This is a genomic window from Pseudomonas sp. LB1P83, assembly GCF_054897885.1.
Genome location: NZ_CM142709.1, coordinates 2874786 through 2888492, shown reverse-complemented (window position 1 = coordinate 2888492; position 13707 = coordinate 2874786). Strand labels below are relative to the sequence as shown.

At 60.8% G+C, this 13707-nt stretch carries 12 protein-coding genes; 1 reads left to right on the top strand and 11 read right to left on the bottom strand.

Annotation, left to right across the window (positions count from 1 at the left end; translation table 11 throughout):
• Nucleotides 1-83: 83 nt before the first annotated feature.
• The 3 genes from ACYZTY_RS13375 to ACYZTY_RS13365 form a co-directional block, all read right to left on the bottom strand.
• Entirely contained in the window at nucleotides 84-932 is an 849-nt protein-coding gene (locus ACYZTY_RS13375; protein WP_461958884.1) for a TauD/TfdA dioxygenase family protein, read from the bottom strand.
• 14 nt (nucleotides 933-946) lie between these two features.
• The gene (locus tag ACYZTY_RS13370) at nucleotides 947-1927 is read right to left on the bottom strand and encodes a quinone oxidoreductase family protein (protein WP_461958883.1); all 981 of its coding nucleotides are present in this window, start codon (nucleotides 1925-1927) and stop codon (nucleotides 947-949) included.
• Nucleotides 1928-2145: 218 nt separating this feature from the next.
• Nucleotides 2146-3921 (bottom strand): SulP family inorganic anion transporter, encoded by a 1776-nt coding sequence (locus ACYZTY_RS13365; RefSeq protein WP_461958882.1) that lies wholly within the window; start codon nucleotides 3919-3921, stop codon nucleotides 2146-2148.
• Between the two features lie 305 nt (nucleotides 3922-4226).
• On the opposite strand from ACYZTY_RS13365, the gene ACYZTY_RS13360 reads away from it, so the two are divergent.
• Entirely contained in the window at nucleotides 4227-4871 is a 645-nt protein-coding gene (locus ACYZTY_RS13360; protein WP_461958881.1) for an MliC family protein, read from the top strand.
• 15 nt (nucleotides 4872-4886) lie between these two features.
• Here the strand turns inward: ACYZTY_RS13360 and ACYZTY_RS13355 are convergent, their stop codons facing one another.
• From ACYZTY_RS13355 to ACYZTY_RS13320, 8 genes are all read right to left on the bottom strand, one after another.
• Nucleotides 4887-5327, bottom strand: a complete 441-nt coding sequence (locus tag ACYZTY_RS13355; RefSeq protein ID WP_461958880.1) for a CBS domain-containing protein — start codon at nucleotides 5325-5327, stop codon at nucleotides 4887-4889.
• 30 nt (nucleotides 5328-5357) lie between these two features.
• Complete coding sequence (gene nirD / locus ACYZTY_RS13350; RefSeq protein ID WP_461958879.1) at nucleotides 5358-5744, bottom strand: nitrite reductase small subunit NirD; 387 nt, start codon at nucleotides 5742-5744, stop codon at nucleotides 5358-5360.
• On the bottom strand, nucleotides 5744-8305 hold the full coding sequence (gene nirB, locus ACYZTY_RS13345) for a nitrite reductase large subunit NirB (protein WP_461958878.1): 2562 nt from the start codon (nucleotides 8303-8305) through the stop codon (nucleotides 5744-5746). Before nirB ends, nirD begins: the two co-directional genes overlap by 1 nt.
• Before the next feature lie 335 nt (nucleotides 8306-8640).
• On the bottom strand, nucleotides 8641-9981 hold the full coding sequence (locus ACYZTY_RS13340) for a glutamine synthetase family protein (protein ID WP_461958877.1): 1341 nt from the start codon (nucleotides 9979-9981) through the stop codon (nucleotides 8641-8643).
• A 20-nt stretch (nucleotides 9982-10001) separates the two neighbouring features.
• Entirely contained in the window at nucleotides 10002-10556 is a 555-nt protein-coding gene (locus ACYZTY_RS13335) for a helix-turn-helix domain-containing protein (RefSeq protein ID WP_461958876.1), read from the bottom strand.
• Nucleotides 10557-10581: 25 nt separating this feature from the next.
• Nucleotides 10582-11871, bottom strand: coding sequence for an NAD(P)/FAD-dependent oxidoreductase (locus tag ACYZTY_RS13330; protein ID WP_461958875.1), 1290 nt, complete (start codon nucleotides 11869-11871; stop codon nucleotides 10582-10584).
• Nucleotides 11872-11939: 68 nt separating this feature from the next.
• Nucleotides 11940-13082: a patatin-like phospholipase family protein gene (locus ACYZTY_RS13325; RefSeq protein WP_461959314.1), complete on the bottom strand. Its 1143-nt coding sequence runs from the start codon at nucleotides 13080-13082 to the stop codon at nucleotides 11940-11942.
• A gap of 145 nt (nucleotides 13083-13227) precedes the next feature.
• Nucleotides 13228-13692, bottom strand: coding sequence for a MaoC family dehydratase (locus ACYZTY_RS13320; RefSeq protein ID WP_461958874.1), 465 nt, complete (start codon nucleotides 13690-13692; stop codon nucleotides 13228-13230).
• Between the last annotated feature and the right edge of the window lie 15 nt (nucleotides 13693-13707).

Below are 13707 nucleotides of genomic sequence, written 5' to 3'. Positions count from 1 at the left end.
GTACTCCTGTTTTTATGGTTTTCCACCCAGCCGGGAACCTGCCCGGAGGGCGCATTTACGAGTTCGAATGCAGAAGGGGTCGGTCAGAACGTCTTGTCACCGATGATCCCGGCACGTTCCATCTTGCGATGGCACGGCGGATAGTCCATGACGGCGTAATGCTGGGTACTGCGGTTGTCCCAGATGGCGATGCTGTTCGGCTTCCAGCGCCAGCGCACCTGGTATTCAGGGATGTACGCCTGGCTGATCAGGTAACGCAGCAGCTCGCCGGCACCCGGGTTGGCGTCCTGTCCGAAGCGCACCCGGTCAGGGGTGTGGTAGTTGCTGAAATGGGTCGCGAAGGCGTTGACGAACAGCACTTTCTCCCCGGTTTCCGGGTGGGTGCGCACCACCGGGTGCTCGGCATCCGGGTACATCGCCTTGAGTGCCAGGCGTTTCTCGATCGGCATCGCCGCACCGAAGCTCGCTTCAATGCTATGGCGGGCGCGCAGGTCGGCAATTTTCACTTTCACGTCATCCGGCAACTGCGCATACGCCTCAACCATGTTGGCCCACATGGTGTCGCCTCCGACTGGCGGGCACTCCACGCAGCGCAGTACGCAGCCCATCGGCGGCGCCTCGCGCCAGGTAGCATCGGTGTGCCAGGCGTTCTCGTAGCGGTCCATCGGCTGGTCCGGGTTCTTGTAGATACGCACCAAGCCCGGATGGTCCGGATCGCTGCCGGCGACCGGATGATCCTCCAGTTCGCCGAAGCGACGGGCGAAGGCCACGTGCTCGGCACGGGTGATGTCCTGATCGCGCAGGAACACCACTCGATGCTTGAGCAACTGAGCACGAATCTCGGCGAAAAGACCGTCGTCGTGAACCGCATCAGCGAGGTTCACGCCGATCAGTTCCGCGCCGATGTTGCAGGTCAATTGTTCGACTTTCATGGCGGACAACTCCCTTAAATGACGAAAATCGACGAGCCCGTGGTCTTGCGTGACTCCAGGTCGCGATGGGCCTGTACGGCATCTTGCAAGGCGTAATGCTGGTTGATTTCGATCTTGATCTTGCCGCTGCCGACGAGGTCGAACAATTCGCCGGCCAGGGCGGCTTTTTCCGCCGGGTCGGCAATGTAGTCAGCCAGCGCAGGACGGGTCAGGAACAGTGAGCCCTTCATCGCCAGTATCACCGGATCGAAGGCCGGGATCGGTCCGGACGCCGTGCCGACGCAGACCATCAGGCCGCGCCGTTTGAGCGAATCCAGCGAACCCATGAAGGTGTTTTTGCCGACACTGTCGAACACCACGTTGACGCCCACGCCGTCCGTCAACTCACGCACGCGCTGGGCCACATCTTCGTGGCTGTAGTTGATGACATGGTCGCAGCCATGGGCCTTGGCAATTTCGCCTTTGACATCGGTGGATACGGTGCCGATGACGTTCAGACCGAGCAGTTTGGCCCATTGCGAAACGATCAGGCCGACACCGCCCGCAGCGGCATGCAGCAGAATGCTGTCGCCGGCCTTGAAATCATAAATGCGCCGCATCAGATACGACGAGGTCAGGCCGCGCATGGTCATGGCCGCGGCCGTCTCGAAACTAATGGTTTCCGGCAGCTTGATCAGCGGCGCGGCCGGGATCAGGCGCTCGGTGCTGTAGGCACCCAGAGTATTGAGGAAACCGGTGTAGGTGACGCGATCCCCCACTTGAACGTTGGTCACGCCCTCGCCAATGGCCTGGACCACGCCGGACGCTTCGACACCCATGCCGTTGGGCATCGGGATCGGGTAGGTGCCGTTGCGAAAGTAGGTGTCGGCATAGTTCAGGCCAACGGCTACCTGCTTGAGACGTACCTGGCCTGGACCGGGATCACCGACTTCGACCTCTTCATAACGAAGTACGTCGGGACCACCAGTTTCGTAGAAGCGTACGGCTTTGGCCATTTTTGTTATTCCCCAGTCTGCTTTATTGTCGAGCTGCGTCGAATTGCGCTGATTGGACTGTAGGACGACGTCTGACCAGCCGCTTCTCATCAGACGACAATGGCTTTTCATTTCATGACAGCTGGCGTGTCCTGTACGCGCCTGCGGCGGATGACTGACTCGGTGGTGCTTTCACGCTTGTCTCGTTGGTTCAACGCGATCGAGATTGGCTGAATCGCTCAGCAATCTTCCTCCTCCCCACCCATCGAATACGTCATCAGATAGCGGCTGACCGCGGCATTTATAGTGGGGAAAAACGCCTCTTCGCCAAGCCGCGCGTACAAGCCGAATCGCTTGAGCTTGTCCTTGACCGGGTCCTTCATTTCGGCGATGCACAGCTTGATCTGCGCTGCCTTTAGGGTATCCGCCAAGTCGGCCAGCATGTCCGCAGACGTCACGTCCACGCTGGTCACCGGTTCCGCCGTGACGACCAGCCAGTTCACAGGCGTCGGCGATGCCGCCAGGGCATTCAGCACACGGTCCTGGAACAACTCGGCGTTGGCAAAAAACAGCGGTGCATCCCAGCGAAACAGAACCAGCCCGGGAATGACGCGCGAGTGGGGATAACGCTGGATGTCGTGGTAACCCCGGATGCCCTCGACGCGACCCAGCACCGCCGAATACGGTCGCCAGCCATCCCATAGAAATTCGATGACAGCAATCAGAATCGCGAGCCCGATGCCCTGAATCGCGCCGAAAACGGCCACGCCAATGGTGCAGGCGATCGATAGCCAGAATTCCCAGCGTTGCATGCGATAGATTCGTCGCAGGTCGCTGATCTCGATCAAGCCAATCGCCGATGCGATCACCACCGCAGCCAATGCGCTGGTCGGTAGATGCTGCAGCAGGTTCGGCGCCACCAACAGCAGCAAGGCGACACACAGGGCGCCGACGACTCCGGTCACTTGGCTTCTGGCGCCGGCGGCCTCTGCCACCGGGGTACGTGAAGAACTGCTGGAAACAGCGAAGCCCTGAAAGAGTCCAGCGGCCAGATTGGCGATGCCAAGCCCTACCATTTCCTGATTCGGGTCGACATAAGTACGCGTCCGTGCCGCATAGACACGGGAAAGCACGCTGGTGTCGGCGAACGAAATGAGGGCAACGGCGCAACCGCCGACCAGCACAGGAACAATATCGGCGGTGGTGATCCAGGGGATGGCGAACGCCGGCAAGCCTTGCGGGAGCGCGCCGAGGACGGATACGTTCGCGCGCGCAGCGAGGTCCAGCACACCCACGGCGATGGTCGCCCCTGCCACGGCGATCAGGATGGTCGGCAGGCGCTTGTAGCCCCTGAGCAGCAGGATGACCGCCAGAGTGGCAGCACCGACCATGAACGTCACCCCGTTGGTCTTTCCCTCCATGATCGCGGTGGCGATTGCCCACAGGTTTCTCAGTGGTCCGTCGGTTTCGATGGAAAAACCGAAGAGCTTGGGCAGTTGGCTGATCAACACGGTCAGCGCTATCCCGTTCATGTAACCGTAGCGGATCGGTTTGGAAAGCAGCTCGGTGATGAAGCCGAGACGTGCCAATCCGGCCAGGATGCATACCGTCCCTGAGACAATCGCCATCATGCCCGCTAGTGCCACAGCACGCTGCGGATCGCCACCGGACAGTGGCAGGACGACGGCGAGGATAACGGCAACCAATGAGGAGTCCGGCCCCAGCACCAGAATCCGGCTCGGCCCGAACAATGCGTAAGCGATGAGCGGGACGATGGTTGCGTAGAGCCCATAGATACCGGGAATGCCCGAAGCTTGCGCGTAAGCGATACCGACGGGCACCAGCATAGTGGTCAGCACCAGGCCGGCCACGATGTCGTGCCGCAACCAGGCTAATGGGTATTCGCGCAGCGCATGGAGCCCCGGCATCCAGCGCCCCCACCTCGTCTGATCGCCCGCCTTCACTCGCACAGCAATCCGACCCGGCTCCGGAGGTGAGCTATTGGAACCGTTCATAGGTTTGGCCTCCGTGTCGGATAAGCCTGAGACGGTTGAAGAAAGGTAATGGCGCTTGAAATCGGTAAAAAAAGCATAGCTGCTGGGAGAACGTTGCGTGCCCTCCTCCTGCCATTCAGCCATCTCCGGGCGGAGTGGTCAGCGGCGTGACATAGGACGTTGAGCGACATCCGCCGCCAGGCGGACATGGCAAGTTCTGAGCGCTGACTTACACTGCGTACACCCTATGCAAACGAATGACTGTGCAACGGATGATAGGTCCCACGGCAATCCGGGCATCACGAAATGATCTGGTTGAAGCCAGCATGAAAACGGTCACGGCCCCTTTCACCTGTCTGCTCGCTGCCTGCCTGTGCGCGGCGGCGAGTCTCTGTGCGAATGCAGCGTCCCCTCCCAGCATCGACTGCGCTCAGGCCAAGGCATCCGTCGAGAAGCTGATCTGTCGCGATCCGCAACTGACGCAGATGGATATCGAACTGACGCGTCTTTATCGCCTGGCGCTTACGGATGAACGTTCAGTTCCGCCCCCGGACAAAGTCATGATCGACCAGCAGTTCTGGATCGATGCCCGCAATGATTGTGCCCCTGGGCCGGAACTAAAGACGTGCATCATCCGCAGTTATGCCGAGCGCGCGCACCAGCTGCGCCAAGGCTCGGCCATCGTTCGAACCAAGGACCCGGACCGACTCACCGAAGGCCCGCTGGCGTTTCGTTGCGCAGGGCTAAACGCGCTGATTGCCGCCACCTTCTTCAACACGCAGCCGGGTGTCGTTTACCTGAAATGGGCGAACACCGCGATCACCCTGACTCAGGTGCAGAGTGACTATGGAACCCGATACACCGGCAAGGACAACCAGGGCACCTACAGCTTCTTGCAAGACGGTGGCGCGGTGCTGTTTCAGAAGCCTGGCTCACGGGAAATGAGCTGTACGGTTGAGCCGACCGGCTGATGGCTTTGGCGCAACTCAGTGCCCGCGAATGTAATGCTCCAGCTGCCGAATCAGATCGGCCTGCTCGACGATGGCTTCCTTGACCAGATCGCCAATCGACAACAGGCCGATCAGTTCGCCATCGTCCACCACCGGCAAATGACGCAAATGACTGTCGGTCATGACCGCCATGCAGCGTTCGATGCTTTGCTGACTCGGCGCAGTCACCACCGGTGCGCTCATGATGTCGCGCACCGGCGTACCCACCGAAGAGCGCCCCTGCAAAACGACCTTGCGAGCATAGTCGCGCTCGCTGATCACCCCGACCACCTGCCCGTTTTCGATGACGGGAAGTGCGCCGACGTTCTTTTCGGCCATGATCTTCAGGGCCTCCAGCACCATTTCATCCGGCGCGATACTATGCACCTGACGGTTTTGCACGACCTTGAGTTTGAGCAGTTGTGCGGCTGTTTTCATATATGGCTCCGATTCTGTGGCGCAATGCCGTCAATGACCTTTAACCACTCCGACTTCCACCACCCCGCCGTTCAACCGCACCGGCCAGACCCGCAAACGCTGTTGCGGGTATTCCAGGCAACTGCCGTCCTCAAGTCGGAAATGCTGTTTGTAGATCGGCGAGGCAACCACCAGATCGCCCTTGATGCTGCCGATCAACCCGCGACCGATAACATTCGCCCCGGATTGCGGATCGTGGTTGTCGATGGCGTACAGGGTCTTGCCCTCGGCTCCGGGCAGGTAGAACAACGCCACTTGCGCGCCGTCGAGCCACACGACCACGCCCGAGTTGCTGACCAGGTCCTGTTGTTCGCACACGGTTTGCCAGGCGTCGGTGGTTTCCAGGGAAGCGATGCGGTGGGTAGTGGGCTGGCTCATCAGGCAATCTCCTCGGTAACAGGGATAAGGTTGAGTTCGGCGGCCATGATCGGGCGTCGTTGGCCGCGCTCCTGGACAAAGTGGATGTCCGGGTCCGGCCGTTTATCGTTGACGAAGGTACGGAAACGCTTGAGTTTTTCCGGGTCTTTGAGGGCGTTGGCCCACTCGCATTCGTAGCGGTTGACCACCAACTGCATCTGCGATTCGAGTTCTTCACCCAGGCCGAGGCTGTCGTGGATGATCACGTCCTTGAGGTAATCGAGGCCGCCCTCCAGGCTTTCGCGCCAGACCGAAGTGCGCTGCAATTTGTCGGCGGTGCGGATGTAGAACATCAGGAAACGGTCGATGTAGCGGATCAGGGTTTCATCGTCCAGGTCGGTGGCGAACAGCTCGGCGTGACGCGGGCGCATGCCGCCGTTGCCGGCGATGTAAAGGTTCCAGCCTTTCTCGGTGGCGATTACGCCGACGTCTTTGCTCTGGGCTTCGGCGCACTCGCGGGTGCAACCGGAGACGGCGAATTTGAGTTTGTGCGGCGAGCGCAGGCCCTTGTAGCGATCCTCGATAGCCAAAGCCATTTTCACGCTGTCCTGCACGCCATAACGACACCAGGTGCTGCCGACACAGGACTTCACCGTGCGGGTGGATTTGCCGTAGGCATGTCCAGTTTCGAAACCGGCTTCGATCAGCTCGGCCCAGATGTCCGGCAACTCGTGCAACTGCGCGCCGAACAGGTCTATCCGCTGGCCGCCGGTGATTTTGGTGTAGAGGTCGTATTTCTTTGCCACCACGCCGATGGCGATCAGTTTGTCGGCGGTGATCTCGCCGCCGGGAATGCGCGGCACCACCGAGTAAGTGCCGTTTTTCTGCATGTTGGCCATGAAGGTGTCGTTGGTGTCCTGCAGCGGCACCAGTGAGGCGTCCATGATCGGCTGGTTCCAGCACGACGCGAGGATCGAGCCCACCGCCGGTTTGCACACGTCGCAACCGGTGTGGCCACGGCCATGCTTGGTCAGCAATTCTTCGAAGGTGATCACCCTTTCTACCCGCACCAGCGCATAGAGTTCCTGACGGGTATAGGCGAAGTGTTCGCACAGGCTCTTGTCGACGCTGACACCACGGGCAATCAGTTCATGCTCGAACACTTGCTTGAGCAACCCGGCACAACCGCCGCAACCGGTGCAGGCCTTGGTTTGCGACTTGAGCAGGCCGAGGTCGGTGCAGCCGCCGTCGATGGCCGAGCAAATGGAGCCCTTGGTGACGTTGTGGCACGAGCATACCGTGGCCGACTCGGGCAACGCGCCCGGGCCGAGGGTCGGTGCGCCTTCGGAGGACGGCAGAATCAGGCTGGCGGGTTCCGCTGGCAGCGCAATCGCGTTCTGCATGTATTGCAGCAGCGTGTCGTAATAGCTGTTGTCACCGACCAGCACCGCGCCGAGTACCTGCTTGCCGGTTGCATCCACCACCAACCGGCGGTAGCTGGCGGTGGTTTCGTCGATGAACTGATAACTGCGCGAGCCCGGGGTGCTGCCGTGCGCATCACCGATGGAGCCGACATCAACGCCCAGCAGCTTGAGCTTGGTCGACATGTCCGCGCCCATGAATGGCTCGGCAACTTCGTTGCACAGCAGGGCGGCCACACCGCGCGCCATCTGGTAACCCGGGGCGACCAGGCCAAAAATGCTGCCATTCCACGCAGCACACTCGCCGATGGCGTAGATGTGCGGATCGCTGCTCAGGCATTGGTCGTCGATCACGACGCCGCCACGCGGGCCGACTTCCAGCGAACACTGGCGGGCCAATGTGTCTTGGGCGCGAATACCGGCGGAAAACACGATCAGGTCGGTTTCAAGAAACTCGTCATTGGCGAAATTCATCCGGTAGCGATAGTCCTCGCCGGCGCTGATCGATTGAGTGCCGCGCGACAGGTGCACACCAACGCCGAGTCGTTCGATCTGCGACTTGAGCGCACGACCGCCCTGCTCGTCCAGCTGCACCGGCATCAGGCGCGGGGCAAACTCCACGACGTGGGCTTCCAGGCCGAGGCTTTTCAGGGCGTTGGCGGCTTCCAGCCCGAGCAAGCCACCACCGACGACCACGCCACGTCGGGCATTGGACGCAGCAGCACGAATCGCATCGAGGTCTTCAAGGGTGCGGTACACCAGGCGCGAATCGCCCTCGGCGCCTTCGATTGGCGGCACGAATGGATAGGACCCGGTGGCCAGGACCAATTTGTCGTAAGCGACGCATCCTTGCGCGGTGATCAGCTGGCGCCGGGCGCGGTCGATTTCCAGGACCGGCATACCCAAGTGCAAGGTGACGCCAGGCGTCTGGTACAGCGAGGCGTCACCCAGGGCGAGCGACTCGGCATCACGACCGGTGAAGTATTCGGAAAGGTGCACGCGGTCGTAGGCACGCATCGGCTCCTCGCTGAACACGTGCAGCTGATAGTGATCAAGGGCGCCGCGCTCGATCAGCTGTTCGACACAATGGTGTCCGACCATGCCATTACCGATCACGATCAGCGTTTGCAGCTTGTTCAACGCGGCCACATTGGAATTCATAAGAAGCACCCGGCTAAAGCCCATCACGGTTCAAAAAGCAAAAAAAAACGCCTGAAACCTTGCGGTTCCAGGCGTCTTTGCCTGTTCTTTTGCGGTGTTGAAACCAGACGTCTCTGCCTGACCCACCGATGTTGCCCACGAATCGATCGTCGTTGACCGAGGGGGCTGCCCACTCGACTGCGTTCACGGTGGGCCTGATCGATGTAATGCAGCGATTGTGCCAAGCGCTGAATATCAGTGTTTCAAGGCTTCCTCTGGGGCTTCAAGGGCATGAACGGTGCGGCTTCTGCCTTGGCTTAGTGCATGGCGCAGCACAAAAGCTTTATAAAAGTGCATTACAGGTACCAGCGATACTCCCGCGCACTGATCTCCTGCATGAACGCCAGATGATCCTGGCGCTTGTTCTCGCAATAGACATCGATGAACTCCGCGCCCAGCCCTTCGCGCAGGTGCGGTTGATGCTGCAGGGCGCGCACCGCTTCGAGCATTTCCAGCGGGAAGTCGACCCCGCTGTTGCGGTCTTCGTTGAGCGGCTGGATCGGTTCGTTGCCCGCTTCCAGGCCATGTTCCAGTCCCACCAGAATCGCCGCCAACACCAGGTAGGGATTGGCATCGGCGCCGGACAGGCGATGTTCAATGCGCAGGTTTTTTGCATCCGATTCCGGAATGCGCAGGCACGCATCACGATCCTCAAAGCCCCAGCTCGCCCGCGTGGCGATGTTCGTCGTGCCGCCCAGACGGCGAAACGCGTTCTGGTTGGGCGCGAAGATCGGCATGCAGTGCGGCAGCAGTTCCAGACAACCCGCCACCGCATGACGCAGCGATTGCTGCTGGTTCGCCGCGAGGATGTTGTTGCCGGCAGCGTCGTAAAGGCTGACATGCACATGCATGCCGCTGCCCGGGTGCTGCAAGTAAGGTTTGGCCATGAAACTGGCGCGGTAGCCATGTTTCAGGGCCACGCCCCGGCTGCTGCGACAAAACAGGGCCGCCCAGTCCGCCGCACGCAAACCATCATCGAGATGACCGAAATTGATTTCGAACTGGCCCGGGCCGAGTTCGGCGGTGATCACCGTGGTATCGATGCCTTGAGCCCGCGACGCCTCGACCATGTCATCGAGCACCGGGGCAAAGCGTGACAGGCGCTCGATGTGCATGTTCGGTTGATCATCGGCATCGTCGGTCAGGCCGTCGCGGGGAAATTGCGGCAGCCCGTCGCGCAGCTTTTTATCGAACAGATAGAACTCCAGTTCGAATGCCACCACCGGATGAATGCCTTTGCCCGCGAGCCTGTCCAGCACCTGCGCCAGCACCTGGCGCGGCTCGAAAACGATCGGATGTTCGGTGCCGTCCGAAGTGATCAGCATTTGCCCCAGCGGCTGTGCTTCCCAGCTCACCGGTTTGAGTGTGCCCGGCACCAGCCGGCGCAGCGCATCCGGGTCGCCGTCGTTAAAGCAGTAATCGCCAATCTTGAACAACCCGCCTTGCACGCCCAGCAGCACACAGTTCTGCGGCAGTTTCAGCGCGCTGCCGGCCGCAACCTTTTCCAGCATGTCCACGGGATAGCGCTTGCCGTAGAAGTGCCCCGGAATGTCCAGGGAAATCAGGTCGACATAACGTACATCGGGGTAGCGTTGGCGGAAGGCTTGCACTTCGGCCAGCAGATCAGCGTCCATCATGGTGGGTCCTATTGTGGTTATCAGGTGTAAACCCAAAGCACTCGTGTGAGGTGCTCGGTGAGGTTGCCGTAACGGCAACGGGTATGGCTGTCGAACTGAAAGCTGTCGCCGGCCTGCAAGGTGACGCCATCGTCATCGCCCAACCACAGCGTCAACTCGCCTTCGAGCACGTAGCCGCCCTGCTCCGAGCTATCAGTCAGATGCCGTTCGCCGCTGCTGGCGCCGGCTTCGAGGTGACTTTCGAGCATGGAAAACGAAGCGCGCATTTTCGGCGACACCAGGATGTCGGTAATGCCATTGGCGTAGTACAGCGTGCGGCGTTCATCCGGGCGCGTGACCCACGGCAGTTCCTTGGGTTTCGGCAGGCTGTAGAAGTAGGTCGTCGGCACGCCCAGGGTTTCGCTGATCGCCGTCAGGTCCGCCACGGTGGGCCGTGACAGGCCGCGTTCGACCTGCGAGAGAAAGCCCACGGAACGACCGATCTGGTCGGCCAGGTCCTTCAAGGTGTATTTCTTGTGCTTGCGCAGATCGTGAATAAGGATCGCCAGCGCAGCGATTTCTTCTTGCTTGTTCATGCCTGGATTTCCGCCAAATAATTCATCAAATGCTGTCGCGCAGTCGATACCACGCCTTGCCGATGGCTTCCAGCGGCGCCGCCAAGTGTTTCCCGCCTGGGAAGCTGGGGTTACTCAAGCCCTGATACAACGCCAGTTCATCGCTCTGGCCAAGAATCGCGTCGGACACGGCGCGGGCGGCGGCCAGCGTCGGCAGCACACCATGCCCGGAGTAGCCCTGAAGCCAGTAGCGATCACCCCATCTACCAATGTCCGGTGTGCGTTTGAGCGTCAGGTCGATATGCCCGCCCCAGGCGAATTCCAGTTCTACGCCTTTGAGCTGCGGGAAAACCCGTTCCAGAAACGGCCGGGTCGCACCGGCAATGTCCTTGGGCATGCCACCCAGATAGGTGCAGCCACCGCCGAACAGCAGGCGGTTGTCCGGCGTGCGACGGAAATAGTCGAGAACGAACTGGTTGTCGGTGACGCAGACATTGCTTGGCAGCAGCGCAGTCGCTTGCTCTGCCGTTAGCGGTGCGGTGGCAACTTGATAAGTCCCCACCGGCAACACGCAACTGGCCAGTTGCGGGTCGAGCCGGTCGAGATAGGCATTGCAGGCCAGCACCAGCACATCTGCGCGAATCGACCCGCGTTCGGTGTTCACCAGGAACTGACCACCCTCCTCTCGATAACTCAAGGCTTTGCTTTGCTCATGGATACGGCCGCCCGCCCGTTCGATGGCGGCGGCCAGGCCGAGGGCCAGTTTCAGCGGATTGAGGTGAGCGCCCTCGGGGTCATAAAGCCCTGCCTGGTAACGGTCGCTGGCCACCCATTCCGGCAACTGCTCACGGCGGATGAACTGCAAGCCATCGTGGCCCCACTTGTGACTGGCTTCGCGCTGCCATTCGGTCAGCAGACCGACCCGACGGGGCATGACCGAGGTCCATAAATGGCCGGCGCGATAGTCACAGTCGAAACCATGGCGAGCCGGCAGTTCACGCAGCTCTTGCGCCGCCCAGCGCATGCCGTCCCACAACCGTCGCGCACGTTCATAGCCCAGCGCTGCTTCCAGCGGAGGCATGTCGCACGACCAGCCAAGAATGGCCTGACCGCCATTGCGCCCCGACGCTGCCCATGCCACCCGGCTGGCTTCCAGCAGCGTCACGCGCTTGCCGGCCAACGCCAGGCGCAACGCGGTATGCAGGCCGCTGAAGCCGGCACCGATGATCACCACCTCGGCGTTTTGCTCACCAGTCAGGGCCGGTCGGGTGATGAAGCGATCAGCGCAACTGTGGGCGTAATAACTGGCGACATGCTGCGTGGACTGTTGAAACATACAAGCCTCATGAAATTATGTTTTTATAATTTCATGAAAAACTACAGCATAAATTTCATTCAGACAACTCACCCGTTCGGCGATTTATGCCAGGGATAGCCTTTCGCGCTGAGTTGAAAGGCGTAATCGAACAGCCGCTTCATGTACTCGCCATCGAATTTCTGATTGCGCGGAAAATGAAAGTCGGCGCCGATGTACGCCAGATTGAAGTCCGCCCCATCCTGCTGGGCGATGCGGTAAATGCGATCGAGGTCGCTGATCCCCTGAGTCTGGATCAAGGTGCTGATGGCGCGCCCGCCGATGCTCAAGGTTCGGCGCTTGGTGCCGGACCATTGCGGCACCAGTTTGCCGTTGCGAATGACATAGAAATGCCGCTCCCGACGTATGCGCGCGCCGGTTACGCTGTTCAGCGCCACCACGGTGCCCGGCGGGTAAAGGAACACTTGAGTGAGGACACCTCCGTCCACGTGCATTTCCTGAAACTGTTTGCCGTCGACCTCCACATCGATCATCACCGGTGAGACGGCGCCGGGAATGCTCATCGACGCGATCATGATGTTGCGAAACAGGTGCAGCGCTCCCGGTGCTCCGCTGGAAGCAATCGCGCCCATGTTCCAGGTCACGGGACGCCCGGCATCCAGATCGGTGGTACCGATCATCAGCAGTCTTCCCTTGGCGTATTGCGCGGCGATAGCCGCCAGCACGTCGGCGGTGATGTACTTGGCAATGAGCCGCGCCAGTGGCTTGCTGTCCGCGATTCCGTCGCTGGCCAGGCGGGTCAGCATACTTCGCGAATGGAACACGTCTTTGGGACCGATTGCACTGCAGATCCCCAGTATGACGCTGTCGTACTCAGGCCCCAGGTAAGCGAACGGGGCGACCAGGGCGCCCGCGCTGATGCCGGTGACGACCTTGAAAGCAGGTCGGCTCCCATGCAAGGTCCAGCCCGCAATGATGCCCGCCGCGAAGGTGCCGGCGTCGCCGCCCCCCGAAATGGCCAGGTAATAGCCCCGTGGCAGCATGTCGGGCGGCAACGCTGAGTCGGCGAGCGCCTCGACCTCTCGATCGTTGGCTAAAGTCGCGTCCCGAATGAACAGCGTCAGGTCCTGATCCAGCCAATAGCGCGCATTCGGGATGCCCGGGATGACCGCTTGTTCCGTCAGCGCTTGCGGCACCGCGTCACGGCGTTGCAGGCAGCCCTCACGCAGCATGTTCATGGTTGAGGCGCTGGGCCTGGGCAGAAATGGTTTCAAAACGCCTCCTCCGGTCCCTGCCATCGACAGAGCACGCGCTCGACTGACTCATGAACTTGACCTCAGCCATCATGCACGCGCCCCACACACCCATGACTACTTTTCAGTCGGGCGGTGGTCTCCTGAACACCAGCAGTTTGCCAGTGGCTCGTTGTACCACCTTGTCATTCTGGTTGAGGGTTTCCATGAACATCGTCACCACGCCCCGGTCGGGCTTGGTGCTGGACGGGTCGATGGCCTGCACGGTGCATTGCAGGCGCAACAGGTCGTCGGGGTAGGTTGGTGTCGGCCAGCTCAGCTCGATGCCCAGCCCGATGATGCCGTCCGCCAGCGGTACGCTTTCCACCAGCAGCTTCATGGTCAGGGCGGCCGTGTTCCAGCCGCTGGCGGCCAGGCCACGGAACAGGCTCAGCTCGGCGGCTTCAGGGTCGAGGTGAAACGGTTGCGGGTCGTACTCCTGAGCGAAGGCCAGCATCGACGCTCGATGGACGCGCAGGCTGTCGCTTTCGAACTGCTGACCCAGGCTCAGGTCATCAAGGTAGAGTTTTTCCCAGGCATGCACGGTCATGATTCATCCCTCCGA

What these genes read in the sequence shown, in the direction of transcription:
- nirD (WP_461958879.1), bottom strand. Translation starts at nt 5,744, where the DNA reads ATGAGCCAGCCCACTACCCACCGCATCGCTTCCCTGGAAACCACCGAC.
- ACYZTY_RS13370 (WP_461958883.1), bottom strand. Translation starts at nt 1,927, where the DNA reads ATGGCCAAAGCCGTACGCTTCTACGAAACTGGTGGTCCCGACGTACTT.
- ACYZTY_RS13360 (WP_461958881.1), top strand. Translation starts at nt 4,227, where the DNA reads ATGAAAACGGTCACGGCCCCTTTCACCTGTCTGCTCGCTGCCTGCCTG.
- ACYZTY_RS13340 (WP_461958877.1), bottom strand. Translation starts at nt 9,981, where the DNA reads ATGATGGACGCTGATCTGCTGGCCGAAGTGCAAGCCTTCCGCCAACGC.
- ACYZTY_RS13330 (WP_461958875.1), bottom strand. Translation starts at nt 11,871, where the DNA reads ATGTTTCAACAGTCCACGCAGCATGTCGCCAGTTATTACGCCCACAGT.
- ACYZTY_RS13335 (WP_461958876.1), bottom strand. Translation starts at nt 10,556, where the DNA reads ATGAACAAGCAAGAAGAAATCGCTGCGCTGGCGATCCTTATTCACGAT.
- ACYZTY_RS13375 (WP_461958884.1), bottom strand. Translation starts at nt 932, where the DNA reads ATGAAAGTCGAACAATTGACCTGCAACATCGGCGCGGAACTGATCGGC.
- ACYZTY_RS13325 (WP_461959314.1), bottom strand. Translation starts at nt 13,082, where the DNA reads ATGCTGCGTGAGGGCTGCCTGCAACGCCGTGACGCGGTGCCGCAAGCG.
- ACYZTY_RS13355 (WP_461958880.1), bottom strand. Translation starts at nt 5,327, where the DNA reads ATGAAAACAGCCGCACAACTGCTCAAACTCAAGGTCGTGCAAAACCGT.
- ACYZTY_RS13365 (WP_461958882.1), bottom strand. Translation starts at nt 3,921, where the DNA reads ATGAACGGTTCCAATAGCTCACCTCCGGAGCCGGGTCGGATTGCTGTG.
- ACYZTY_RS13320 (WP_461958874.1), bottom strand. Translation starts at nt 13,692, where the DNA reads ATGACCGTGCATGCCTGGGAAAAACTCTACCTTGATGACCTGAGCCTG.
- nirB (WP_461958878.1), bottom strand. Translation starts at nt 8,305, where the DNA reads ATGAATTCCAATGTGGCCGCGTTGAACAAGCTGCAAACGCTGATCGTG.